A 25,944-nucleotide genomic window follows, 5' to 3' on the forward strand; every position below is an offset into this window, starting at 1 on the left:
TTGTATATTATTCGTTTTTATGGGACTTTTGGGGCTTAATGCTGCGACAATAGACACAGCTGGAGCAAGTGCTGGATTTAGTGCGTTTAAAACAGCAAAAAAACTGAAAGTCGATGGCACTTTTGATAATATCACTTTCAAATTTGGTAAGAAAAATGACTCGATTGCTTCGACATTAGAGGGCGCGAGCGCGACAATGGAAGCGATGAAAATCAACCTCAATGATGAAGCCAAAAACACAAGCCTTAAAAATTCTTTTTTCTCTCAATTCAAAAAAGACAAAAAAGGCAGACAGCTGATAAAAGTTACTTTTAGAAATGTGATAGAGGGTGAAAACACAGGAACTATACTCGCTTCAGTTTCTATGAATGGCAAAAGCCAAAAAATCCCTATGCAATACACTATCCAAGATGGCAAAATCATGGCTAAAGGTGTGATTGATGTGCTAGATTTTGGGCTTAGTGAAGCATTTGCCAAGCTTGCAAAAGCATGCAAAGATCTCCACGAAGGGCTTACTTGGACGCAAGTAGAGATTTATTTCACTGCACCTGTGAAGTAATAATCACACGCTAGAATCTAGATTCTAAAATCTAACACCACTACTATTAGCGCAATGAGCAATACACACCAAAACAAACAGAAGCAAATTCCTCTCTAAACAAAATTCAAGCAATCCACAGCTATAATTTTTAATCATTCTCTATTCAAGGACGATCAATGAAAGCACTTTTGAGCGTAAGCGACAAATATGGCATTGTAGATTTTGCACGAGGACTTTTGGATTTGGGCTTTGAGATCCTCTCGACAGGTGGCACACTCAAAACCCTCGCCCAAAACAACATACAAGCCACTGAAGTAAGCAAATACACCAACAGCCCAGAGCTTTTTGGCGGGCGAGTAAAAACTCTCCACCCCAAAATCCATGGCGGAATCTTATTTCAGCGCGACAAAGAGCAAGACGCAAAAGAAGCAAAAGACGCAAATATCGAAGAGATAAGCCTTGTGTGTGTCAATCTCTATCCTTTTTATCAAACTACGCTTAAGACTGATGACTTTGATGAAATTATCGAAAATATCGATATTGGCGGTCCTACTCTTATCCGCGCAGCAGCAAAAGCTTACAAAGATGTCATTATCGCAACATCGCCGAGCGATTATAAGCACATTTTGCAAGCCTTGAAAACAAATCAAAATACTCTTGAATTCCGCAAAGATCTGATGATAAAAGCTTTTTGTCATACTGCGCATTATGATAGTATAATCGCAAATTATATGAATCAGCGATTTTACGGTGGATTTGGTGAGGAAGTCTTTATCTCCGGAAAAAAAGTATTTCAAACGCGATATGGCGAGAATCCTCATCAGCAAGGGGCGTTGTATGAGTTTGGGGATTTTTGGAGACATCTTGATGTGCTTAAAGGCGAGCTAAGCTTTAACAACCTCACAGACATCAATGCCGCAATAAAAATCGCAAGTAGTTTTGGGGACGCAAAAGCGACTTGTATCATCAAGCACGCTAATCCATGCGGGTTTGCGATCAAAGAGAATCTAGTAGAATCCTACAAGCACGCCCTTATCTGTGATAGCATAAGCGCGTATGGGGGCGTTGTAGCGGTAAATGGAATCATTGATAAAGATTTAGCACTTGAAATCAACAAAACATTTATTGAAGTTTTAATCGCTTGCAATATCACAGAAGAAGCCCTCAAAGTCTTTGAGGACAAAAAACGAATCAAAATCTGCATAACCAAACAGCCCACACTTAAGCTTCCTGATGATATGTATGACTTCAAGCACATTCAAGGTGGCTTTGTGTATCAGCAAAGTGATACTATCAGTGATGAGGAGCTATCAAACGCCCAAAACAAGGGCACACACAAAGCAACCCCAACCCAACAAAAAGATTTAGAAATCGCTTACAAAATCGCCGCGCTTACAAAATCTAATTGCGTGGCGTATGTGAAGGATTCTGTGCTTGTGGCGATTGGAATGGGTATGACAAGCCGAGTTGATGCCTCAAGAGCGGCATTAGCCAAAGCCAAAGATATGGGTATTGATATACATGGTGCTGTGCTTGCAAGTGAGGCATTTTTTCCATTTAGAGATAGTATAGATTTGGCTGCCAAAGCTGGTATAAGTGCTGTGATAGAGCCGGGCGGAAGCTTAAGAGATGAGGAAGTGATACAAGCTGCAAACGAGCATAATATAGCCATTTATTTTACTCACACTCGACATTTTTTGCATTAGTTTTTTTAGGTTATAATAGTAGAATCTCAAATTTAAAAAAAAGGAAAAACAATGAAAAAGGCATTTTGTATATTATTCGTTTTTATGGGACTTTTGGGGCTTAATGCTGCGACAATAGACACAGCTGGAGCAAGTGCTGGATTTAGTGCGTTTAAAACAGCAAAAAAACTGAAAGTCGATGGCACTTTTGATAATATCACTTTCAAATTTGGTAAGAAAAATGACTCGATTGCTTCGACATTAGAGGGCGCGAGCGCGACAATGGAAGCGATGAAAATCAACCTCAATGATGAAGCCAAAAACACAAGCCTTAAAAATTCTTTTTTCTCTCAATTCAAAAAAGACAAAAAAGGCAGACAGCTGATAAAAGTTACTTTTAGAAATGTGATAGAGGGTGAAAACACAGGAACTATACTCGCTTCAGTTTCTATGAATGGCAAAAGCCAAAAAATCCCTATGCAATACACTATCCAAGATGGCAAAATCATGGCTAAAGGTGTGATTGATGTGCTAGATTTTGGGCTTAGTGAAGCATTTGCCAAGCTTGCAAAAGCATGCAAAGATCTCCACGAAGGGCTTACTTGGACGCAAGTAGAGATTTATTTCACTGCACCTGTGAAGTAATAATCACACGCTAGAATCTAGAATAGATTCTGGTTTGATTCTTTAGACTCTTCGCTAATGCTTAAGACATGACGGGTAAGAGTGCGTCAAAACAATAAGAATCTAGACTCTACGCAAACACAAACAATATCATAGAATCTAAACCTATCTCAAATGTAGCTTTGAAGCTCTGCACAAATCGCGGTCATCAAAAAAAGCATAAAAAATTTTAGATTTTATTCTAGATTTTAAAGGAGATTTTGAGGTTTTGCGAGGTTTTGGCTAGCAAGTGCAAAGATAAGCCAAAAGCTCTCATCGCACAAATAAGCCAAAAGCAATTCCGCAAAATTTGCCAAAAAGCTAGGATTTAGATTCTAAAGATAAATCTTACCAACTAACTCTCCAAAACCTATAATCTAGCCTCATAATCCTCAAACCCAAAACTACTCTGTTAAAAATGCGTCCAAAAAAGCAAATTTTTGTCTTATTTTTGGTATAGTTGCATATTTATTTTACAAGGAGCGTTTATGCTTGCAACATTTTACCCTTATATCCTTACGTTGCATTTGTTTTGCGCAATCTTTTTTGTAGGCTTTTTGTTTAGCGATGTTGTAATTATTAGTGCGGTATTGCGCCGTCTAAAGCCTGAAATGGCAAATGAGGTGCGCAAGATTCTAGGAAGTCTTGAAACTAAAATTATGCCCCCTTGCTTTTTGCTTCTGATTTTAAGCGGTGGTATGCTACTAAGCAATTATGTAGGTGGCGATCATGGGTGGTGGCAGAGCACTTTTCAAAAGCTACTTTTACTCAAAGTCGGGGTTGCTGGCTGTATCTTTTTGCTTGTAACGTTTTCGCTTAGTATGTTTTTTGTGTTTAAAAAGCCAAACCCGCTTGGCAAATACACACACCCTCTTGTCTTTACTCTAGCGTGCATTATTGTAGTGCTTGCTAAATTTATGTATGTTTTTTAGCTTTATTGTCTCTTACTAATTATCAAAGCGCACGACAATAGCGAGCCTAGAGCTAAGTTTGCAGTTAATTTGGTTTGGACTGAAAACAAGAATCTAAAAATCCAAAAGCAAAAACTTAAGAGCGAGAATCTGAAATAACCTCCTCGATAAAATACCGCGGACGCTTTTTGGATTCTAGATAAATCTTGCCGATGTACTCTCCCATAATCCCCAAACTCAAAAGCTGCACCCCGCTAAAAAAGCACATCAAAATCAATGTCGAAGCCCAACCATAAATAGCCTTTGTCGTAAAAATTTTGATAAACAAAACATACCCGCCAAAGCACGCAGACACCATGAAAAACAAAACTCCAAGCACGCTCACTATACGCAATGGCGTGATGCTAAAACTTGTGATTCCATTCCACGCAAAAGAGAGCATTTTTTTCAAAGAATATTTTGAAGTGCCAGCCAATCGTTGCTTCACATCAAAATACACCTTATCCTGCTTCAAGCCCATTTGAGCAATAATCCCGCGCAAAAATAAATTACTCTCATTATATTGTCTTAGACTTTGTAGTGCCTTTTGACTCAAAAGCCTATAATCAGCGTGATTTTTGATAATCTCAATACCCATAAGATGCATAATCTTATAAAATCCTAAGGCTGTGTATTTTTTGAATACAGAATCTGTGGCTCTATCGTTTCTAATACCAAAGACAATATCCGCGCCAGATACAAATTTTTGGATAAATTCATCGATTTTTTCTTCATCTTGTTGCAAATCCCCATCAATGCTTATCACGCAATCACACCGCTGATATGCAAAATTTAACCCCGCAAGAAGAGCATTTTGATGACCGCGATTTGTGCAGAGCTTCAAAGCTACATTTGAGATAGGTTTAGATTCTATGATATTGTTATTGCTTTTAACGCGTTTGGGGGGGGGGGCTATAAGAATTAGAATCAAAATTAAAAGAATCATTATAACCCAAAGAATATACACCAAAATAATTATTTTCATCATTATGTGCTTTTGTTTGCGTGTGTAGATTTTGGATTTTGTGTGCCTGCTCTTTTGTGAGAGTTTGGTTTGTAGGGGTTTGAGGCGATATGAGTCGCTCTAAAATACTCCAAGTAGAATCTTTGCTTCCATCATCGACAAAAATACAAAAACTATCTTCTTGAATCAAACAAGAATCAATCAATCTCTGAAGCTTGGCATTAAGCGTGTGATAGGTTGTTTCTATGATTTCTTGCTCGTTATAGCAAGGCACGACAATGGCAAGCTTTGGGACTACTTTTAATTTTATCGCTACTCTCAAAGCTTTATTTGAATGCTTTTTCATCTTTCTTTATCCTTTTGTTCTTTGCTATTTTTGCTTCTTTGTCTTTTGGTATATTGTCGTATGTCTTTAATGCCTACAACACAATCTTTGAGTATGTCAGGTTTTTTTAAGGTGAGCTTGATTTTAATTACTTCTTTAAATTGCGCAGAAATCGCACTCGCAACTGCTTCAAACGCCTCTTCTAAAAGATAAAATTTACCACAAAGCAATGTAGTGCTTATAATGTCTTTAAGCTTGACATAGTCCAAAAATGTATCGTTGTATTCATAAGTTATGGCTGCTTTTATCTGAAGGCTTTGTGCATTCTCACGCTCAAAATCTAACATACCAATAATTGCTTGCAAAGTGAGATCTTCTATCACGATTGTATATTTCATTATCTTGCCTTATTTGCATTAAAGCACTTTAGATTCTTGTCCTTTAAACAAACGCATAATATTTGGAATATGCGTATAAAGGATTATAATGCCAATGATAATTAATGGCACATGACTATGGATTTGAGCGATTACATTGATAGAATCTGGAATCGGCAATGTATAAGGCACGATAAATGTCAAAGCTATCCCGCTTAGCACGCCAAGCAAAGATGAAAGTGAAGAAACCTTAAACACTTTCCCTACGATCCCCCACACTATAAGCCCCAAAGCCCCCTCGATAGGTATAAGCAAAATCACTGAACCAATCGCTGTGGATACACCCTTCCCGCCTTTAAATCCCAAATATGGACTATAACAATGCCCAATAATTGCCAAAATCGCTATCATCCATTGCGCGCCATAAGTAAGCCCGCAAATCTTTGCTGCCAAAACGACAAGCATTCCTTTGATCGCGTCCAAAATCAAAGTCAGCAAAGAAAACACCTTTGCATTTTTTGGATCTTTATCTTTGAGTGCTCGATATACATTTGTAGCACCGATACTTCCTGAGCCGACTTTTTGTAAATCAATCTTATAAAATATCTTTGTAAGAAGCACCCCAAAAGGAATCCCCCCAACCAAAAAAGCCACAACATAAAATACAACATTGATGTAATTACTTAGTATTTCCATTTATTCTCCTTATCCTTGTTTTGTATTTTATTCATTTTCGCATTCTGCGCAATACTGATTCTCAAGAGCTGTTATCCGCTCTATATAAGCTTTATTTAAGCATTCTAAATCAGTTTCGCAATCATCTAAAGCCCGTAGCCAATCTTGCTGCTGCTGCTTGAGAATCTTTCGTTTTTTGTAATCAAGATTTTTCATAAGCTCATTATATAAATCATTTAGCACAATATCATAATACGCTATACGCACATCATCAGCGTTATTGCAAATGATAGTTTCATTTGGGTTTTTGGCTTTTTTGCAATCAAAAGTCGGATACACTTTATTTTGCTGATAGAGTGCTTCATCATTGATTTTGTCTTTATAGCAGGTGTTTTGCTCTACAAACAAATACGGCGTCTCGTAATTTTGGATATTTCTTTGCTCTGTCTGAAAAATAAGCTCACAATCCTTATTCAAAGCTTGCGCTTGCGTATAGCTTAAAAGTTTTAATGTAGTTTTTGCCTCTGGCAGAGATTCTCCAAACTTCATAATCTCCAATTCGCACAGATTTTCCTTGCAATTTGCAATACTCAAATAATAATCCCCAAAACTCACCCATCGCCCCTGCCAAGCCGAGCGGAACTGCACATCGCCATACAAAAGCCCACAAAACACAAAAAATATGAAATATATTTTTTTTATTCTTATCATTTTTTTTATCTTGTTTTTCATCTTGCCCTCATATTCACAAAGGTGCTTATATTAGCATAAACTTACTTTAAAGATTCTATCTTTTGATGATTTACTTTTAAATGATTTGTGCTACTTGGCTTTATGTGCGATAGATGCAAGACATTTTAATTATACCCTAGAATCTAATCAAACGCCTTTCACTTTGCCATTTGAACTCATGCCACAAAATCACACAAAAGATTTTATCCTACTTTCAACTTCTCTTGATATAATTCTTTGGTTTGGATGCGTAGCTCAGCTGGTAGAGCAACTGACTCTTAATCAGTGGGTCCAGAGTTCGATCCTCTGCGCATCCACCAATACACTTATACACTTTCTATTTCTACAATTACAATACCATAATGTCATAAATTCTACAATCCACGCGTTTATTCGACTTTTTCCCAAATGCACCCATCAATCGTATCGCTAAGCGCAATCCCTTGCGTATAAAGCTCCTCACGGATAGAATCTGCAAGAGCGAAGTCTTTATTTTTCTTTGCTTCTAATCGTTTGTTGATAAGATTTTGGATATATTGCTTTTGCTCATCGCTTACACCATGCTGAAAATACAGCACCTCATCACCGCCACCTATACCGAGCAATTCTTCTACAAATTTGATATTGTCTATAATCTGATTTTTGAGCTGTTTGTCTTTTGGTGCAGAATCTAGCTTTGCATTTGCACTATTTAGCATTTCTTCCAAAATACTCAAGGCTTTAGAGATATTCAAATCATCACTCATCGCTTCTAACATAGCATTTTTGAAGCTTTCATCTGCATAAGATTTTGCGTGAGATTCTGTGTTAGATTCTGCTTTGGATTCTGTGCTTTTGCCTACGCGTTTTTTGAGGCGGTAGATTTTGTCAAGTCGTTTTTTGGAAGCGATCAAATCCTGCTCGTTAAAATGCAATATCGCACGATAATGCACGCCCAAAAGATAATTTCGCAAAATCTCACCACTATAAGCTTTAAGCGCATCTTTAATAAAAAAACTATTGCCTAATGATTTACTCATTTTTTCGCCATTGATATTAACAAACCCATTATGCATCCAATATTTTGCTATTTCTCTATCTGTCGCACAGCGCGTCTGAGAGGCTTCGTTTTCATGATGAGGAAAGAGCAAATCAGCTCCTCCAGCATGAATATCAATGCTAAATTCTGTATCTTTATATGCCAAATACTCCTCAATCATCGCTGAACACTCAATATGCCAGCCCGGACGCCCTTTGCCTAAAGCACTTTCATATCCTATATCATCTGCGCCTTTATATACCTTCCATAATACAAAATCCCGAGAATCTTTTTTATGTTCATCATTTTGGATTCTCGCTATATTTTCATCATCAATCCCCCTTCCGCTAATGCTTCCATATTTGTCATCTTTTTGGACATTTAAGTAAATATCGCCGTTTTCAAATGTATAGGCAAACCCTTTATCAATAAGCTTTTGGATTAAAGTTGTGATTTCAGCGATACTTTTAGTCGCCTCTGGTGCAATATCTGGCTCTTTGACTTTGAGACTAGCCATATCATGCAAATACGAAGCCATATAATGCTGTGTAAGCTCTTGTATTGGGATTTTGGTTTGGATTGATTTTTTGATGATTTTATCATCAATATCTGTAAAATTTTTGACAAAAATCACCTCATAGCCACTCAAAACAAACACTCTACGCAGTATATCAAATACTATCGCGCTTCTAGCATGCCCTAAATGCGCATCATCATAAACGGTTGGACCACAGACATAAATCCTAACTTTTTTTTCTTTGATAGGCACAAAATCTATTTTTTGTTTCAATCGACTATCATAAATTTTCATCTCTATCCTTTATCCTTGCTTTTGTTGCATTATCTTGGGATCTTTACAAACATAAGCCAAATGCTTAAAATCACTATCTCTAGCAACGTCGCGCACAAAATAAGAATAATGAATTTTTGAGCTTTGAGTATGTTATAAAACTTCGTTATACCAAATGCTTTTATTGTAAGAAAGAATAACACAAATCCACTTAAACTTCCAGAAATAGCCAGCCCAAAAGCACCAAATGGATACATCAAAATAAGTGAGAAAATCACCCCAACAAAAAGCGAAATCGCTGAAATCTTTGCGGCTAGAGTTTGCTTCATATACGAATACAAATAAAGTGAAAAAATGCGAGAAAGCCCAAAAGGCAAAAGTCCGATCATATACGCGCTAAAAACTTTTGCTGTGATAGCAGTATCTGAACGACTAAATTCGCCATGCTCATACAAAAGCCAAATGATTTGCTCACTTAGCATAATCCCGCCAATCGTGCAAAATAAAAGCATAGCAAATAAAAACCAAAACGACTTTTTCATCGCTTCTAAGGCTTTGTCCTCTTGCTTTGCTTTGATCATTTTTGCCACCATCGGAAAAAGTGCGCTAGAAATAGCAATAGCAAAAATCGCCAAAGGAAGTTGAAAGATTCTGTTTGAATAATACAAATACGAAATCGATCCGCTTGCAAGAAATGAAGCCAAAATCGTATCGATAAATGAAGCAAGCTGTGCTGTGGAGCTTCCTATCATCGCCGGAAAAAATTGCTTAAAAAAACTTTTGAGATCATTTGTGATTTGTGAGGCTAGAATCTTAGATTTTGCTGAAGTCTGAAAAAAAGCCAATCGCAACTCTTTGAAGCCACAATAAAACAAACGAAAAAACCCTAATGTATAAAGCGGATAAAAATGCAAGCACACTTGCGCGACACCACCGACAAGAACCCCATAACTCAAATAATACACAACTTGGAGCGAGTCTTTATCTTTGGCAATAAATAGCGCGCTAATCATAGCGATATTAAGCAAAGCTGTATTATACGCACTCACCCAAAAACTATGCTTATACTGCAAAAGTGAGCTCAAAAAAGTAACAAAAAAAACAAGTATCAAATACCAAAAATTAATCACGACAATGGGTTTTGCCATCTCTATCATAGAATCTGAAAATCCCCAAGCTAAAAGCTTTGTAAAAAACCCGCTAAATATCACGACTAATCCACTCAAAATAAGCAAAATCATCGTAAATATCATCAAAACAACAACGCTAAATGCACCTTTTTTCGAGCTTGCGATGAAATTTGGCAAAAAGCTTTGTGTAAAAGCCCCCTCACCAAAAATCCGCCTAAAAAGATTAGGAAATTTAAATGCTGCAAAGAAAATATCACTATACATTCCAGCCCCAAGAATGTAAGCAGTGCTTAAATCTCGCAAAAATCCAAAAATACGTGAGCAAAAAATACCACTACTATTGGTTAAAAATATCTTTTTTAGCAAGTTATTCCTTGAATATTTTTTTTAAAATACTATACTTAATGAATTTTACCTAGAGAGAATCTAATGGCGGATTTTACACCTTTTATGATTCAAGATTGTTTAAATATATCTGATGAAATCCAAAAATTCTGCAAAACCCAGAATTTAAATCCCAGCCAAATTGATTTCAAACTTGAAACGTATAGAATCTACCTCAAAATAGATTCTGTGCCAGCCACCCAAAACAAAAACCAAAATAACAACACTCAAAATAACCAAAACGCCCAAAATAACACTCCAAACACGGCTTTAAGCGAGCAGGAATTAAAACAACTTGATCAAGATATGCAATTTAATCAAACAGGATTTGAAATTAAACAGCATTGTGATGTGTATTTTTTTCCTAAAACGATCCAATACTTTGTCCATATAGAAGTCTCGCCTGATTGCGATAAGGTTTTTTTGAGCTTTGATGATGCGTTTATTTTCGTTGATGATCCAAAGTTTTTGCTCCAAATCCATAATGTCATAGAATCTCAAATGGCATATCATGGAATAATCCTGCGCCAAATAGAGCAACAACGCGCACTTGTAGAAGAGATTTTGCAATCAATCAAGCAAGATCCTAAAAAGAAAAAAGAAAAATTTTGTATCAAACAAACATCTGTTTTTAAGCCGCTTAAAGAAGCGTATTTTGAATTTTTACTTCTGAATAAATGGGAATCCACTTATGGTAAATCTCCCCAAAATAGCGCATTTGCCATAAATATAGATGATGTGATAGGAATCTATCATAAGCAAGATTCTGGAGTAAATGGTAGAAATCTCAAAGGAGTGTATATCAAAAACATACCCGCTCAAATCAATCAAGAAATCGTGCAACACGATACACAAACCATACAAATCAAGCAAAGTGCAAGCAAAATCGAGTATGTCGCTAAGATTCAAGGCTATGTGAGGCTTTATGAAGGGAAATTATTTTTCTGGACAAATAGCTCACAACCAATGACTATAAATAATACACCTTGCTTGCTTGGCGGTATAGAATCTGGAATGACTCTTGAAATCAGCACACAAAGCGATCATGATGATGCGCTTGGCGAAAATATGCATATCGAGGCAAAAGAGATTAAAATCACAGGCTGTATTGGCAGGAATACATTTTTGCGCGCAGAAAATGTATTTATAGATGGCTCAACACATCAGACTTCACAAATTTTTGCCCAAAGTGCAAAAATCTTTACACATAAAGGAAAATTAGAATGCAATGAATGTGTGATTAAAAATTTAGATTCTGGAATCATCAAAGCAAATAGCATAAAAGTCTTTCGCTCTAATGGTGGCAGAATCCATGCAAAACAAATCATAGTCGGAATCCTAAAAACAAATAATAAAATTTTCTTCTCCCAACTTTTGCAAATCCAAAAAAACGAAGGCGAAAAAAATGAACTCACAATTTGCATAGACGGCGATAAACAAAGACAGCAACTCATAAAAGATATACTCTATCGTATCCGACACAAAAAAATCACCATCAAAGCACTCACTGCAAATTTTGAATATTTCAAGCAAGAATACGACAGAAACAAGAGCTTTTTACACAGCCTTGAAGGACTTTCTCAAGAGCAAAAGAAAATGTTTTTAAAATACCCAAAAGCCCTCGAGCAATTACATTTATACCAATATCACATCGGCATATTACAAGCACTCAAAACACAAATTATCCTCACCAAAAAATATATTTTAAAGCTTGAGCAACAACTCATTGAAGTCGAAAATCATCTAAAAAATGCTAAAATTCTCACTTTATCAAAGTGGAATTATGATAATTACGCGATTTTAAAAACCCACTTTCCCAAAAAAATAGATAGATTTCTTTTTTCATCAGGAACAATCCAAAATTTAGGTGTCGATGAAGAAAGATCGTATTTAAAGGTATTATGATGATTTGTGGATTAAAAGGCATTGTTTGCAAGCTTGAGCCAACGCGCATTGAGCTTGATGTCAATGATGTGATATATGAACTTGCTGTGAGTTTGCAAACAAGCTCAAAACTCAAACTTGATGATAAAATCCATATCATAACCACGCAAATTATCAGAGAAGATGCACATTTGCTATTTGGATTTTTAGATTCTGTCGAAAAGCTTACATTTGAGCGACTCCTTAAAATAAATGGCGTAGGTCCTAAGGTCGCTTTGGCGATTTTGAGCACATATAAGGCAGAATCTTTTGGCGAGATTGTGCGTAATAAAGATTTGCAATCACTCCAAAAAGTGCCGGGTGTAGGAAGCAAAAGTGCTGGAAAGATTCTGCTTGATTTGGCGGGGTTTTTTTCAGAGATTTTAGATTCTACGCAAAGCACACAAGATAAACAATCACAATCAAATATCCACAAAGACGCCATACTCGCGCTAGAGAGCTTAGGCTATAAAACAAATGACATCAAAAAAATCCTCCCTCAAATCAAATCCACCCAAACAAGTGAAATCATCAAAGAAGCATTGAAATTATTGTGAGATAAGATTTCTAATCAAGACTATAAAGTAGCCTACATAGAATCTAAAAGCTAAAAATTCATACTCACTCCACTTTTAAATTGTATATTTTGCTTACTTTCATAATTTCATACATATTAAAAAGCCAAAAGAAGTATTTTAGAGAAAAATACATTTATTTTTTATCGTTATTTTTTTATCGCCATGATTAATGCCACACACCAGCCTAAAATACTCCACCCAAAAAGAAAATTCACCAAAAACACTGCAAGTTTGTCTGTGCTTTTGCGGATAATAGCAATACAAAATGGCATAAAATAAATAAATATACCGAGCAAAGCACACAATACAAAAACAAACACAGCACCATAATCAGTTGTATTTGTAAGGATTTCTACGCCATCTACAACGATAACTTTTGTCGTCTCAAAATTTATCATTTTTATATATCAAGATGTTTGACATCTTTTGCGTGAAGTTGGATATATTCGCGTCTTGGCTCGACTTCATCGCCCATAAATAGCATAAAAATTTTGTCCGCTTCCTCATCACTTGGTAAAGTTACGCGTAATAACGTGCGATTTTGAGGGATCATTGTCGTCTCCCAAAGTTGCTCTGGATTCATCTCACCTAAGCCTTTATATCGCTGAATGTCCGCTCCTTTTTTCGCTGATTTTTCTACTTCTTCTAGCAAAGTGAGAGGATCTTTATTTTTTAAGAAGTTCAAATCTCTTTGTATGATTTTGTTATAAATATACTGCGCTTCCTCAAAAAAGTTATTTGTAAATAATTCCTCATCGATTCTAATTTCAATTAAACCTGTTTTTGTCTGAATATATAAAGTAATAGAATCTGTTTGGATAACTTTGCTTAAGATATTGCATTCAATAGTTTGCAAGAAATTCTCTATTTTTTCATACATTTGCTCAAAGCTAAGCGATACATAATCTGGATTCTCGATTAATAATCGAATAATATCAATCATTGCATATCGTTTCTCAAGCTCTTTGAGGACAGTGCGATAATGCGAAATGTATTTTAAAATCTCTAATAATTCTTTTGTGCCTAGTCCTTCAAAGGTAAAATTCTCTATACCATTTTCGATCAAATACTCACTCAAAGCTTTTTCATCTTTGAGATAGATTTCTTTTTTGCCCTTTTTGAAGCGATAGAGTGGAGGTTGCGCGATGTAAATATGTCCATTTTCAATCAATGGCTTTAAATAGCGATAAAAAAATGTCATCAAAAGCGTTTGAATATGGCTTCCATCGACATCAGCATCAGTCATAATGATGATTTTGTGATAACGCAATCGCTCAAGATTAAATTCCTCTCCAATCCCGCACCCAAAAGCCGTAATCATATTTTTGATTTCTTCTGATTTGAGGATTTTATCAAGTCGCGATTTTTCTACATTTAGGATTTTTCCTCGCAATGGCAAAATCGCTTGATATACTCTATCTCTTCCTTGTTTGGCAGATCCACCAGCAGAATCTCCCTCAACAAGATAAATTTCAGATTCTAGAGGATCTTTACTTTGACAATCCGCTAATTTACCCGGAAGTGTGCCAACTGAAAAATTTTCTTTTTTGCGTGTAAGTTCGCGAGCTTTTTTCGCTGCTTCTCGCCCGCGCGCTGCCAAAAGAGCTTTTTGCATAATAATTTTTGCTTCATTTGGATTCTCTTCAAAAAACTTTGTAAGTCGCTCAAATGCGAGCTTTTGGACGATTGGCTTGATAAATGAACTTCCGAGCTTGCCTTTTGTCTGCCCTTCAAATTGTGGATCGATAATTTTTGTTGAGACAATCGCAATAAGCCCCTCGCGGACATCATCACCAGTGATTTTTGTATCTTTTTCTCTTGCATTTGCGTTTGCATCGATATAGTTTATAATCGCCCGACTTAGCCCCGCTCGAAATCCAGCCTCATGAGTCCCTCCATCGGGTGTTCTGATATTATTGACAAAGCTTAGGACTTTTTCATCAAAGCCTTCATTATACGCAAGCGCGATTTCAACTTCTGTCTCTTGCTCATTACCTTTGAAGCTCAAAATAGTCGAGATAAAAGGCTTTTTATTGATATTTTCAATAAATTGCACCAAGCCATTTTCAAAATGATAGCTTTCCTCAAATCCTGTCCGCTCATCTTTAAAATCAATCGTAATGTTTTGATTCAGATATGCCATTTCTTTGAATCGAGTGATAAGCGTTTCATTATTGAAGTCCAAAACCTCCATAATCTCGCCATCAGGAAAAAACTCTATCGTTGTGCCTCGCTCATTTGTCTCACCGATAATCTCTAAATCTGAAGTTGGAATACCCTTTTGAAACTCTTGGCGATAGATTTTGCCATTTTTTTTGATTGTCATAATCAAATGCTTTGAGAGCGCATTAACGACAGAAACACCAACCCCGTGCAAACCTCCTGATACTTTGTAAGTATCATTATCAAATTTACCACCTGCATGAAGAATAGTCAAAACAACCGTTGCTGTTGGAATATGCTCTGTGGGGTGCATATCAACCGGAATCCCGCGACCATTATCCTCGATAATCACGCTTCCCTCACTTGTGAGCGTGATTTTTATCCTATCACAATACCCAGCCATTGCCTCATCGATAGAATTATCCACAACTTCATACACCATATGATGCAATCCATTGATATTTGTATCTCCGATATACATTCCCGGACGTTTTCTAACAGCCTCAAGTCCTTTTAAAACTTTGATATTTTGCCCGGTATATTGTTTTTCTTCCATTTATTTCCTTTAAGATTCCTTTGATTTTAATTACGCACTTATTTAAATATTCAAATCAATTTTGAATTGTTTGAAGTAGAATCTAGCACAATACAGGCATAATAATCGTTGAGTAATTATTATCTTTCAAAAGAAAAGGTGTATTTGGCTCATTGATAAAAATACTAAATTCACTCGAATCTATATGCGCGAGAAAATCTAAAATATATTTAGAATTCATACCAAGTGTAATAGGCTCTGTGATACTAAGTGGAAGTTTGATTTGTGTGTTTGCAGATTCTGATTCATCAATATTCATTGATTCAAATGTGATTCCCTCACTTGTGAACGTGATTTTGACATTTGTAGAGAGTGAATTAATAAGTCGTATAGATTCTATGATTTCTGTTTTTGGAAATTTAAGCTCTATTTTGAAATCTTTTGGAATGATTTTTTCATAATCTGGATATTTGCCATTGATGAGCTTTGTAAAAAATATATAGTTATGAGATTTGATAAAGAGTATTGTTGTAGAGAAATAAATCTCAAAATCTTCATAAAAGAGTTTAAAAATCTCGCCAATGGCTCTTTTTGGAATGATAATTGAGAGCTGAGAGCCGATAGATTGCGTATCATGGTGGATAATAGCCAAACGTCTTGTATCTGTTGCGACAAAATTACAATGATAATCTTTCACATCAATGAGCGTTCCTGTAAGCTCCATTTTTTGGTTATTTGTATCAGCAGCAACGGTTACTTTTTTAAGTGAATGGATAAAATTTTGCGAATCAAGATTGATTTTTGTTTCGTTTGAAGATATTTCAGGAAATTTTGTAGAGCTATTAAATTCAGCAGCATTGAATGTTTTGAGTTTAAACTTTGCTTCTCGTGGGTGTGTTTGCTTGACTATGAGCTCGCTTTTTTCATCATTTGTTTCTAAGATTATCTCGCCTTCTTTGAGGTTTTTGACGATGTCTAGGATTTTTTTGCCTTCTACTGTTGCAATTCCGTCTTCTATTTTGTTAAGAATGTCGATTTTTGATTGGATTCCGATTTCATAATCTGTGGCTTTAAGGAGTAATTTTTCGTCTATGGTTTCAAGGTAGATATGTGAAGTGATATTTGTTGCGTCTTTTTTATCTAAAAATGATTGAAAATTATTAAGGATAACTTCAAAGTTACTTTTATTGAGTGTGAGTTTCATAGATTCTCCTTTTTTATAAAATTTTAGTATGTAGTAGTAATTGATGTGAAAAAGTGAAAAATCTCTTAAACTTCGTATTGGACGAGAAACAAAGAGTATTTATTTTTTCATTTATTTTTCACACGACTTCACGATTTTGCGTTTGATTCTGTCAATTTGAAGTTTGTATTGTAGCAAAACTTCAATAAATTTATATAGTTTATGCTTCATTTTGCTCATTTTGTATTTTGTTTTTCAAATCATTGACAAGTCGTTTGAGGTTTTCATCGTTTTTGATTTTTTTGCTGATTTGTGTGTAGGCTTTGCTTATGGCACTATGGTCTTTCATATTGAGCTTTTGGGCTAGGATTGCCATTGAATTCACCGCTGAAGAAAGCGTGCGTGTGAGGTAGATTGTGATATGTCTTGCTTGTGCGATTTTTGATACTCTTGATTTGCTTGTGATTTCGCTTGGTTTGATATTGAGCTCTCTGGCGATAATGTTTATGATTTTTTCGAGTGTGATTTCTTCGGAATGCTCTTTTTGGATTTCTTTAAGTGCGTTTTTTGCCATTGGTATGTCTATGGGTTGGTTTGCGATTCCTGCGTTGAAATTAAGCTTTCCTATGATACTTTCGATTTGTCGCACATTTTCGCTGATATTTTCTGCCAAAAAATTAATCACATCCTTATCCATATTGATTCTATTATCTTGGCATTTTTGCATGATGATCCGAATTTTTGTCTCAATTTCTGGTGGGGTGATTTCAATAAGCATTCCACCCTCAAATCTCGATCGCAGACGTTCTTCTAGCCCGATGATTTGCTTTGGGGCTTTATCGCTTGTCATTACGATTTGTTTTTGGGTTTTGTATAATGCATCAAATGTATTAAAAAACTCCTCTTGAAGCTGGTTTTTACCTCCCAAAAACTGAATATCATCAATAAGCAAATAATCACAATTTCTATAAATATCTCTAAAAGTATCCATTGTGTGGGTGTGATGAAGATGTTTGAGGTAATCATTCATAAATTCCTCTGTCGTGATGTAGATGACATTTTTATTATGCGCATCGACATAATTTCCAATGGCATTTAAAAGGTGCGTTTTGCCAAGTCCTGTCCGCCCATAAATAAGCACTGGATTAAAAGCTTTTCCTTGTATTTGGGCTACTTTTTGAGCGACGATAAAAGCGTGATTATTGCTCTCCCCTACGACAAAATTATCAAAAGTGTATTGCGTGAGAAGCAGGCTTTGCTTTTTTGTTTTTGAGTTTTTTGTTTTTGAGTTTTTCACATTATGCTTATCTTTGGTGATGTTGATTCTGATTTCAGGCTTGATTTTTGTAATGGTTTCAAAGATGTGAATAATTTTTTCGGCGTATTTGGATTGTATCCATTGAGCGATATAAATATTTGATACAAAAAACACTGCTAAATCCGTCTTTGACGAGTTTTCATCATATATCATTTGTGATATATAGGTATCAAAATCATACGGAGTTACCTCTTCTTTTATGCGGATAAGCACTTCGTCCCAAATCATTTCAGCTCCAAAAGTTTTTCACATTATGAGTGATTGTGATGTGAAAAATATGTGAAAATATGATATTCAATCATTTAAGATAAAATTATGATTCTAATAAAAAGTACATTAAAAAACATTAAATGGACGCAGATGAATATTTTGGGTATCGATCCGGGAAGTAGAAATTGTGGATATGCAGTGATCTTAAGTGAGGGCAGGACATTAAAGCTTTTAGAGGCTGGGTTTATTAAGATTAAAGAGAGAGATTTACAAAGTCAGATTCTAGAATTTGTCGAAGGCATTGATTTGGTGCTCCAAACGCACAAAATAGATTCTGTGGCGATTGAGGATATATTCTTTGCTTATAATCCTAAAACCGTCCTCAAACTCGCACAAATGCGCGGGGCAATCAGTTTAAAGATTTTGCAAGAGATTGGAAATTTTTATGAATACACGCCATTGCAAATCAAAAAATCACTCACAGGAAAGGCAAAAGCTACAAAAGCCCAAGTTTCATTTATGGTGAAGCGATTGCTTGGGATCAAAGGTGAAATTAAGCCGCTTGACATTACCGATGCAATCGCTGTGGCGATCACACATTCACAGCGAATGAATTTAAAATCACATTAGAATCTAAAATAATCTTAGAAAATTGTGTAAATAAATGGCGCGACTGCACTGCCTTGCGCTAGCACGATGAGCGCACCAAGGAAGAGCATTACTAAGATAAGCGGAAAGAGCCAAAATTTCTTACGCATTTTTAGAAAGCGCCAGAGTTCTTTGACGAGGTTCATTTTTACTCCTTTATGTTTGGTTAAAAGTGCTTGGCTTTTTGCGCGCTTTTGCGGAATTGTGCGCAAAGATTCTCGGTCACGGACGGCTAAAGTCCGCTTCCTCAATCTTTGCTTCAAAACCCACAAAATCATCGCAAAATCCTTCGCACTTGAATCCTTTGCAAAATATAATTTTGCGCGCAGATTCTTAGAATCTTAAGCCGTCAATGACAAAAATACATAGATTCAGAATCTGCGTGTTTTTAGCGTAAGTGATCGACGCAAAGCTGTAGCAATCGCCAAATTTAGCCAAAAAGACAATGCATTGGTTAGAATTGTTCCCGCATTGAGTGCATCTCTCCCTCTTTCCTATCAATAAAATAACTCTGCGCGTCTAGCTCAAAGTGCTGAGCTAAGCAATCACGTCTCATTACTCGAAACACAAGCCCAATTGGCGTGAAAATCCCAAAAAACAGCACAAACAAAATAGTGCGCGAAATGCAAAAGCCCATAATCTCGCCAAAGATGAGCCACGCGCGATACAGCGGGCGAAGCGGGGCAGGATAAAATAAACAAGCTACGCATAATCCAAAAAGCACAAGAAGCCAAAGACGTACCTGCGCACCTTTGAGTAATGGCGTGAGCGCGAAAACAAGGCAGATCCCAGCCCAGATTCCTAAAAACATACGCAGATCTTTTACACTTACATTTTTGTGCCAGATCTGCGCAAAATGGTTTTTCATAGCTTTTAGCGCGCTCATTGTGAAATCCTTGAATTAGATTCTAAATGTGTAGAATCTAAAACGCCAGAATCTGCGCTAGATTCTATAAATTGTGCGAGTGATTTTGCAAAGAGGCTATTCATCAGCGCATTTGGGTGCAAATCGCAAGCGTGAATGGCGTATTTTAAGCGATTTGTCGCAAAATCATTTATCATAGAGCTTGCAAAAAAGTAAGGAAAATCTTGATTTTTGAGCCACTCTTTTATCGCTCGCTCATCTTGTTTTTCACGTTCATCGCTTAAATTATGAGAATCTATGAGGATAAAGTGCAACCTTGTGCCTAATTGCTCTTGCAATGTTTTATCCATCTCACTTAAAATCCCAAAATATAAGTCATTGTAAGTTTTTTTGGGCTTGTAGCGAGGTTGTAGATACATAAAGAAATAGCTTTTTTTGAGTTGATAAAAGAGCTTGTTTTTGAGTTTGCTCCAAAGATTTTTTTCTTTATTTATCCATTCAATCTTGCCATCGCTAAGGCGGAATCTAGGGGCATTTCTATCCTCCCAAGGGCTAAATCCATTTGCACGCTCAATGTGTTGTGGAATACTCTCATAAAAAGCTATGATTTTTTGGCAATCGTTTGTCTGCTCTTGCACTGCAGTGCTTTGTAACAACGCAAGGGCTTGATGAGGTCCATATCCGTGGAATCCAAGGTTAATGATTTTGTGTGAATGCTTGAGATATTCATTGAGGTAAAATCCAAGTGTTTCATCGCCTTGCACGCCCTCACCAGTAGTAAAACTATCTCCAAAAAGCACGATACATTTTTGCGAATTAGCATTTGAATTTGGCGTTTTGCGATAGCCATTTTCTCCACTCTCATATATCACATCATAAATCACTTCATCTCCGCTCATTCTTTTTGATTGGGCTTTTGTATTTGGGTTTGCTTTATAGCCTGTGATAAAATCGCGTGCTACATAATCAGTATTGTAGTTTCCAAAGGATTGCATTTGGCATTTATTGGTGCTTTGTGGTTGGTGAAAATACCCCCAAATCTCGCCTATACACAAACATAATGGAATAATGCTTATATATGCAAAGAAAAGTTTATGTTTTTTTGCACGCAAAAATGCAAGGATTATTACCACAAATAAACAAAGCTCAATCCAAAAATAAGGAATGATAGAAAACTCATAATTGCGCAAAAGCACGCCATCGAGTTTGAGTATTACCGCACTGAGTGGCACAAGTAAAATGAGCCAAAAAAGTGGGTTTTTGAGAAGTGATTTTTTCATGTTAGAACTCCTTAATTTAATGCAATTTAGCTTTTTGGTATAGCGCTTGCCTTTTTGCGACTTTTTGTGGAGCTCGCAAATTTTGCGCTACGATAGACTTCATTGTCTTATCTTGCGCCAAATTTGCATCACAACCCCAAAAATTCATTAAAAATTCTTCGCGCTTTGTGCTTGGATTCTCAGGATTTACAGAATCTAGCAATTCCTTATCACAAATCTTGGAATCGCCTTGTGTGCTAGGAATCTGTGTTTTGTCATTGCGAGCGGACTTGTCCGCGTGGCAATCCATTTTTTGACTTTTAGATTCTGTATTTTGGATTGCTTTGGCGTTGCCTCGCAATGACAAACTTCCCGCGTCGTTGTGAATCCAAAAATCACCCCTAATCCAGCTCATACGATTCCTTCAAATCACGATATTTGCGCACGTTTGCCTCGCTTTGATTTTCCTTATACAGCACAAAGTCTTCAATCACAAGCATATCCATTTCACAGCCCATAAAGCACGCAAAACTATGCTCAGGCGTGCAGACAATGGGCTCTCCACGCACATTAAAGCTTGTATTGACGAGCACAGGGCAGTTTGTGAGCTTGTAAAACTCACTCAAAAGCGCGTAGTAGCGTGGGTTTGTCTCCTTATGCACGCTTTGAATGCGTGCTGAATAATCCACATGCGTAACGCTTGGAATCTCGCTGCGAATGCAGTTTAGCTTCTCAATCCCAAAGAGCTTTTGCTCCTGCTCGCTAATCTTTTTGCGCTTAGATTCCGCCACAGGCGCGACAAGCAGCATATATGGCGAAGTGCAATCAAGCTCAAAATATTCGCTCAAATGCTCGCTCAGCACGCTTGGAGCGAAGGGGCGGAAGGATTCGCGGTATTTTATTTTGAGATTCATCTGCTTTTGCATTGTGGTGTTGCGCGCATCGCCGAGGATCGAGCGCGCGCCCAAAGCGCGAGGACCAAACTCGCTTCTACCCTGATGCCAGCCTACCACCTTACCTTCACTTAAAGCCTTTGCGGTGCGCTCTAAAACTTGTGAAAATGGCAGGCGCTCGTATGTAGCACCAAGGGAATTTAGCGCACTCTCTACTTCATCGTTATTGAAAGAGAGCCCTAAATATGCGCCGCGCATAGAGTCTGCCAAATGCAATTCAGCTTTGCGCGATAAATCACCACGCATCGCTTCTGCTTCACTGCGGCGCACGCCCAAATGCGCCTCATTCGCAGAATCTCTTTGTGGCAATTTCTCATCGCAAATCTTGGAATTGCTGTCCTCACGCGCTTTATTAATCTTTGTTTTAAAAAGCATCGCAGATTCTATGCTGTCTACGTCATTGCGAGCGGACTTTTCCGCGTGGCAATCCATTTTTTGACTTTTAGATTCTGTATTTTGGATTGCTTTGGCGTTGCCTCGCAATGACAAATCTACCGCGCCATTTTTGCTATAATCCACACCCCCGCAAACCCCTTGCTCGCGTAAATTTTCATAATAAAACCCAAGCGCGCAGCCTATCGCACTGCCCGCATCGCCGCTTGCAGGCTGTATCCAAAGCCCCTCAAGCACGCCCTCACTCTTTAGCGCCTTATAGATTTTGCCATTGCCCACGCAGTTTAGCGCCACGCCTCCGCTAAGGCAGAGATTTTTAGAATCCGCGACTTTTAGCGCAGTGCGCGCGAGTGCGAGCATTATCTCCTCAGTTACCGCCTGAATGGACGCGGCTAAGTCCATATGCTCTTGGGTGAGCGTGCCCTCACTATCGCGCTTTAGGTGCGAGAAAAGCGCATCAAAGCGCGCATTAGTCATCTTTAGCCCATAAGTGTAGGAAAAATACTTCATATTGAGGCGGAAGCTGCCATCAGGCTTGATATCGATAAGCTCACGTTTGATGAGCTCGGCATACTTGGGCGTGCCATAGGGTGCAAGTCCCATTACTTTGTATTCGCCAGAATTGACCTTAAAGCCCGTGTAGTAGGTAAATGCAGAATATAAAAGCCCCAGAGAATGCGGAAAATGCAACTCTTTTAGAATCTCTATCTTTGCACCCTCCCTCACTTTTTCGCCTTTGGCGATACTTGTCGTGCTCCACTCACCCACGCCATCGATGGTAAGTATCGCAGATTCTGCAAATGGGCTTGGATAAAACGCCCCGCTAGCGTGGCTAAAATGATGCTCGCTAAAGCGCAGACGCTCGATCACTTTTGCTTTAAACGCCTTGAGCTCTTGCTTGCTCTTGTGCGGGTAGAGCTCCGCATACAGCGCACTTAGCTCGCGGCTCAAGGTTTCTTTTAAAAACAGCTTTTCCTTAAGCCACACAGGAATTGCTCTAATAAAGCTAGCAAAGCCCCTTGGCGCGGTGGTGAGATAAGTCTCAAGCAGACGTTCAAACTTCAAAAATGGCTTATCATAAAAAACGAAGTAGTCGATAGAATCGAGTGAAAAGGCAGAATCTTTTGTAGAATTTGACTTGGATTGTGAGATGTGAAAATTGTTTGCAGAATCTGTGTTTATGGATTCTGCTTTTATAGGATTTGCTTTGGTAGAATCTTTTGAAAAATTGTTAGATTCTAGGCTAGATTCTGGACTTTTCTGCCCCCCCCCTAATTGGGTTTTCACACTTTAAAGCTAAAAAATCTAATGCACTTTTGAGAGCGAGCTTTGGGAAAGATTCATCGCCTTTTTTGCGAGAGAGTCGCTCTTCTTGGAGCGCGAAAAGTATCTCATCATCGCGCAAAATACACACTGCGCTATCATGATAGTAAGCAGAAATCCCTAAAATAAACATACGCACCTCGCAAATGTCAAATAAAGCCCGCATTATAGCACAGAATCAATGAATATTTGAAATGATTTGAGGATTTGTATTTTAGGTATTTACAGCAAATTTTAGGATTTAGATTCTAGTGTGGGTGAATTGAGTGAAAATGCTAAGAGAAAAATTATGTAAGCAAAAATGTGCTTTAAACTTACAAATAGCTTAATTTTTTATAAAATTGTTTAAAAAAGCTACATAGACAAAAAAACACTATTTTGATAAAAATGCTTTGCGACTAGAGGTGCGCTGTGTTATAAACTAAATTTGATTTTTGAATTCAATCAAGTAAGGAAAGATTATGAGAAAGTTACTTTTAGGGAGTTTGATATTTGCTGGAATGCTTAGTAATGTCGCGTATGCAGAAAATCAAGCGGGGAATCAAAATAATAAATCTAGCGTGCAAATAAATCAAACAAATGCAGATAAAAGCGGATTCTTAGGGTTTTGCAAAGGCAAATATCAGCTCACAGGGTGCTTTATCGGTGCGGAAGTGGGATTAGCATTTGTGGATAATAGTTTTTGGCTTGATTTTGGAAGTGGTGGTTATGGATCAAAATCAAGCATAGCCTTTCCTGTAAATCTTAACTTTGGGTGGCAAGTGGTATTTTCACGATTATCAAGGAAGTGTTCATAGTTTTTCAGGTTTGAGACTTAAAGCAAATATAGGCTATGCAAACTATAATACAAAGATTCCATTTATTGCGTATGGCAATGGTTCGGGAGATAGATTCAACAGTGCATGCTTTGTAATCATGGAGTTAATTTGAGCTATTTGCTTGATATAGTTCATGGAGGGAATCATACCTTTGGTGGTGATATTGGATTTGGAGTTGAATTGACAAGTATTTTTGGGGCAGATAATGTTAAAACTACGAATTCAAATAGCCCAAATCTAGATATGATTACATCAGGTTATACACAATTTGCGACAACTTATAGTGTTGGGTTACATTATTTTTATAAGATTCATCATCAATTCTTTTTGACTTATCAGTATAGATTTTATAGAAATAGTTCAACAATGGATATAAAAACAACAGATTTTAATGGTGGTTCTAATTTAATAAAATAGGCACACTTGCTGTAACTCCACACAATACAATTTTGCTTTCTTATGCGTATAAATTTTAGAATCTAGAATCCAAATTCTCTCTTTTTGCTTCTTTTTGCAGATTGCTTCGTTTGGCTTATCTTGTGTTATTTTGGCGACGCACGAAAAGTAGCGACTCACTTGGTTTTATCTTGCGCCAAACTTGCAAAACTACAAAAATAAGCTAAAAATAGAGAATTTCTTAATGCTTGCTTGCGTTTGCATAGAATCCTAGATTCTAGAATCTGGATTATCTAAATTATTTTGGTTTTACCTCGCAATGACAAAAAACAACACAGAATCTAGTTTGGATTTTGGGATTTTTTGTTTGCTTCACTCATTTAAGTAATGACGAAGTAGATTCTGGATTGTCGTGCTTTAGGGAGTCTTGGGTTATTAATGTATCAAATGCTTTTGAGTGTCTTAGCATTTCTCTTATGCTTGCGTGGTGGAATGGCGCACAAAGCGCGGTATTAGAATCTGCTAAGGGTATGGATTTTCGCGCACCGCCGATGAGTGCTGAAATATTTGGGCGATTGAGATGTTTTAGGTGATCTTGTATGTAGAGATTCTCCCAAAATTCTATACCTTGTGGTCGATGAATCGCATTGCGCCCGACAGGATCGAGCGTGATAAGGGCGCGAATGTGATTTGAGTCAATCGCGCAAAGTGCCTTGATGATATTATTTGCCCCCCAGCTGTGCGCGATGATAGTAAGAGAATAGCGCAATGGATAGATTCTAGGAAGCAGCTGCACCCAAAGCTGTGTAGAATCATAAGTGCTATAAAGCTTGATCGCCCCTTTGGCGCGAAAGGAGAGAAAGTTTTTGAATACGCATTGATGTATAGAATCCATAAACCCACCGATAAAAATCACGATGTGCTGCACTTTATTGGGAGAATCTAGATTCTGCATAGAATCTAAAGAATCTAAATGAGAATCTAAATCCACAGAATCCAAACATTGCGCATTTAATGCGTGACTTTGTATGTAATTTAGATTCTGCGTGCTTTGCAGGATTTGCGTCAATGGCAAAAAGCAAGGCGGAAATACAAAAATCGGCTTATACAAATACTCAAAACAACGCCACATCGATAATCTCAAA

27 protein-coding genes and 1 tRNA gene are annotated in these 25,944 nt (G+C 37.2%); 10 read left to right on the forward strand and 18 right to left on the reverse strand.

The annotated features are described in order from the left end of the window. The first annotated feature begins 19 nt into the window (after nt 1–19). The 4 genes from DY109_RS03075 to DY109_RS03090 all read left to right on the forward strand — a co-directional run bounded on the left by DY109_RS03075 (nt 20) and on the right by DY109_RS03090 (nt 3,821). Nucleotides 20–559, forward strand: a complete 540-nt coding sequence (locus DY109_RS03075) for a YceI family protein (RefSeq protein WP_023947407.1) — start codon at nt 20–22, stop codon at nt 557–559. A 158-nt stretch (nt 560–717) separates the two neighbouring features. Continuing rightward, a complete protein-coding gene (gene purH / locus DY109_RS03080; RefSeq protein ID WP_023950145.1) occupies nt 718–2,247 on the forward strand; it encodes a bifunctional phosphoribosylaminoimidazolecarboxamide formyltransferase/IMP cyclohydrolase in 1,530 nt (509 codons plus the stop codon). Nucleotides 2,248–2,298: 51 nt separating this feature from the next. Then, nucleotides 2,299–2,871: a YceI family protein gene (locus DY109_RS03085; protein ID WP_112058158.1), complete on the forward strand. Its 573-nt coding sequence runs from the start codon at nt 2,299–2,301 to the stop codon at nt 2,869–2,871. A gap of 506 nt (nt 2,872–3,377) precedes the next feature. Continuing rightward, on the forward strand, nt 3,378–3,821 hold the full coding sequence (locus tag DY109_RS03090) for a hypothetical protein (RefSeq protein WP_023947405.1): 444 nt from the start codon (nt 3,378–3,380) through the stop codon (nt 3,819–3,821). A 115-nt stretch (nt 3,822–3,936) separates the two neighbouring features. Here DY109_RS03090 and DY109_RS03095 read toward each other — a convergent pair whose 3' ends face one another. The 5 genes from DY109_RS03095 to DY109_RS03115 are packed head-to-tail and all read right to left on the reverse strand — an operon-like array spanning nt 3,937 to nt 6,912. Beyond that, nucleotides 3,937–4,785: a glycosyltransferase gene (locus DY109_RS03095; RefSeq protein ID WP_244916628.1), complete on the reverse strand. Its 849-nt coding sequence runs from the start codon at nt 4,783–4,785 to the stop codon at nt 3,937–3,939. Beyond that, nucleotides 4,730–5,149, reverse strand: a complete 420-nt coding sequence (locus tag DY109_RS03100; protein ID WP_115737761.1) for a glycosyltransferase — start codon at nt 5,147–5,149, stop codon at nt 4,730–4,732. Before DY109_RS03100 ends, DY109_RS03095 begins: the two co-directional genes overlap by 56 nt. Beyond that, complete coding sequence (locus DY109_RS03105; RefSeq protein ID WP_023947401.1) at nt 5,146–5,526, reverse strand: dihydroneopterin aldolase; 381 nt, start codon at nt 5,524–5,526, stop codon at nt 5,146–5,148. The genes DY109_RS03100 and DY109_RS03105 overlap by 4 nt, the downstream gene beginning before the upstream one ends. A gap of 18 nt (nt 5,527–5,544) precedes the next feature. Further along, nucleotides 5,545–6,201: a glycerol-3-phosphate 1-O-acyltransferase PlsY gene (plsY, locus tag DY109_RS03110; RefSeq protein ID WP_023947399.1), complete on the reverse strand. Its 657-nt coding sequence runs from the start codon at nt 6,199–6,201 to the stop codon at nt 5,545–5,547. A 27-nt stretch (nt 6,202–6,228) separates the two neighbouring features. Beyond that, entirely contained in the window at nt 6,229–6,912 is a 684-nt protein-coding gene (locus DY109_RS03115; protein WP_023947397.1) for a lysozyme inhibitor LprI family protein, read from the reverse strand. Nucleotides 6,913–7,156: 244 nt separating this feature from the next. Here DY109_RS03115 and DY109_RS03120 point away from each other — a divergent pair. Beyond that, a tRNA-Lys gene (locus DY109_RS03120) sits at nt 7,157–7,232 on the forward strand. Between the two features lie 69 nt (nt 7,233–7,301). Here the strand turns inward: DY109_RS03120 and cysS are convergent. Beyond that, nucleotides 7,302–8,741 carry a cysteine--tRNA ligase gene (gene cysS / locus DY109_RS03125; protein ID WP_023947395.1) on the reverse strand — a complete coding sequence of 480 codons (1,440 nt, stop codon included), beginning with the start codon at nt 8,739–8,741 and terminating at the stop codon, nt 7,302–7,304. 29 nt (nt 8,742–8,770) lie between these two features. Continuing rightward, the gene (gene murJ / locus DY109_RS03130; RefSeq protein ID WP_023947393.1) at nt 8,771–10,216 is read right to left on the reverse strand and encodes a murein biosynthesis integral membrane protein MurJ; all 1,446 of its coding nucleotides are present in this window, start codon (nt 10,214–10,216) and stop codon (nt 8,771–8,773) included. A 63-nt stretch (nt 10,217–10,279) separates the two neighbouring features. On the opposite strand from murJ, the gene DY109_RS03135 reads away from it, so the two are divergent. Both DY109_RS03135 and ruvA read left to right on the forward strand, forming a co-directional pair. Further along, a complete protein-coding gene (locus DY109_RS03135) occupies nt 10,280–12,139 on the forward strand; it encodes a hypothetical protein (protein ID WP_023947391.1) in 1,860 nt (619 codons plus the stop codon). Beyond that, a complete protein-coding gene (ruvA, locus tag DY109_RS03140) occupies nt 12,139–12,714 on the forward strand; it encodes a Holliday junction branch migration protein RuvA (RefSeq protein WP_023947389.1) in 576 nt (191 codons plus the stop codon). Before DY109_RS03135 ends, ruvA begins: the two co-directional genes overlap by 1 nt. Nucleotides 12,715–12,881: 167 nt before the next feature. Here ruvA and DY109_RS03145 read toward each other — a convergent pair whose 3' ends face one another. The 4 genes from DY109_RS03145 to dnaA form a co-directional block, all read right to left on the reverse strand. Further along, entirely contained in the window at nt 12,882–13,133 is a 252-nt protein-coding gene (locus tag DY109_RS03145; protein WP_023947387.1) for a superinfection immunity protein, read from the reverse strand. A gap of 2 nt (nt 13,134–13,135) precedes the next feature. Then, a complete protein-coding gene (gyrB, locus tag DY109_RS03150; RefSeq protein ID WP_023947385.1) occupies nt 13,136–15,454 on the reverse strand; it encodes a DNA topoisomerase (ATP-hydrolyzing) subunit B in 2,319 nt (772 codons plus the stop codon). A gap of 82 nt (nt 15,455–15,536) precedes the next feature. After that, complete coding sequence (dnaN, locus tag DY109_RS03155; protein ID WP_023947384.1) at nt 15,537–16,637, reverse strand: DNA polymerase III subunit beta; 1,101 nt, start codon at nt 16,635–16,637, stop codon at nt 15,537–15,539. Between the two features lie 199 nt (nt 16,638–16,836). After that, nucleotides 16,837–18,162, reverse strand: a complete 1,326-nt coding sequence (gene dnaA / locus DY109_RS03160) for a chromosomal replication initiator protein DnaA (RefSeq protein WP_023947382.1) — start codon at nt 18,160–18,162, stop codon at nt 16,837–16,839. 132 nt (nt 18,163–18,294) lie between these two features. Between dnaA and ruvC the strand changes: the two genes are divergently transcribed. Next, a complete protein-coding gene (gene ruvC, locus DY109_RS03165) occupies nt 18,295–18,774 on the forward strand; it encodes a crossover junction endodeoxyribonuclease RuvC (protein WP_023947380.1) in 480 nt (159 codons plus the stop codon). Nucleotides 18,775–18,788: 14 nt separating this feature from the next. Here ruvC and DY109_RS11850 read toward each other — a convergent pair whose 3' ends face one another. The 6 genes from DY109_RS11850 to DY109_RS03195 form a co-directional block, all read right to left on the reverse strand. Continuing rightward, on the reverse strand, nt 18,789–19,070 hold the full coding sequence (locus DY109_RS11850; RefSeq protein WP_034549434.1) for a DUF5989 family protein: 282 nt from the start codon (nt 19,068–19,070) through the stop codon (nt 18,789–18,791). Between the two features lie 176 nt (nt 19,071–19,246). Beyond that, complete coding sequence (locus DY109_RS03175; protein ID WP_023947374.1) at nt 19,247–19,678, reverse strand: SxtJ family membrane protein; 432 nt, start codon at nt 19,676–19,678, stop codon at nt 19,247–19,249. Continuing rightward, the gene (locus DY109_RS03180; protein WP_023947372.1) at nt 19,675–20,937 is read right to left on the reverse strand and encodes an SGNH/GDSL hydrolase family protein; all 1,263 of its coding nucleotides are present in this window, start codon (nt 20,935–20,937) and stop codon (nt 19,675–19,677) included. The genes DY109_RS03175 and DY109_RS03180 overlap by 4 nt, the downstream gene beginning before the upstream one ends. A 16-nt stretch (nt 20,938–20,953) precedes the next feature. Continuing rightward, nucleotides 20,954–21,331, reverse strand: coding sequence for a hypothetical protein (locus DY109_RS03185; RefSeq protein ID WP_023947370.1), 378 nt, complete (start codon nt 21,329–21,331; stop codon nt 20,954–20,956). After that, nucleotides 21,318–23,549 carry a carbamoyltransferase family protein gene (locus DY109_RS03190; protein WP_023947369.1) on the reverse strand — a complete coding sequence of 744 codons (2,232 nt, stop codon included), beginning with the start codon at nt 23,547–23,549 and terminating at the stop codon, nt 21,318–21,320. The genes DY109_RS03185 and DY109_RS03190 overlap by 14 nt, the downstream gene beginning before the upstream one ends. Then, nucleotides 23,506–23,751, reverse strand: a complete 246-nt coding sequence (locus DY109_RS03195; protein WP_023947368.1) for a carbamoyltransferase N-terminal domain-containing protein — start codon at nt 23,749–23,751, stop codon at nt 23,506–23,508. The genes DY109_RS03190 and DY109_RS03195 overlap by 44 nt, the downstream gene beginning before the upstream one ends. Before the next feature lie 295 nt (nt 23,752–24,046). Here DY109_RS03195 and DY109_RS03200 point away from each other — a divergent pair, with 295 nt between their 5' ends. Further along, nucleotides 24,047–24,382, forward strand: coding sequence for a hypothetical protein (locus DY109_RS03200; protein WP_023947367.1), 336 nt, complete (start codon nt 24,047–24,049; stop codon nt 24,380–24,382). 129 nt (nt 24,383–24,511) lie between these two features. Beyond that, nucleotides 24,512–24,820, forward strand: coding sequence for a hypothetical protein (locus DY109_RS03205; RefSeq protein WP_023947366.1), 309 nt, complete (start codon nt 24,512–24,514; stop codon nt 24,818–24,820). 355 nt (nt 24,821–25,175) lie between these two features. Here DY109_RS03205 and DY109_RS03210 read toward each other — a convergent pair whose 3' ends face one another. Then, the gene (locus DY109_RS03210) at nt 25,176–25,943 is read right to left on the reverse strand and encodes a hypothetical protein (RefSeq protein ID WP_147291161.1); all 768 of its coding nucleotides are present in this window, start codon (nt 25,941–25,943) and stop codon (nt 25,176–25,178) included. Between the last annotated feature and the right edge of the window lies 1 nt (nt 25,944).

The sequence above is a fragment of the Helicobacter fennelliae genome (assembly GCF_900451005.1).
Taxonomy (GTDB): Bacteria; Campylobacterota; Campylobacteria; order Campylobacterales; family Helicobacteraceae; genus Helicobacter_B; species Helicobacter_B fennelliae.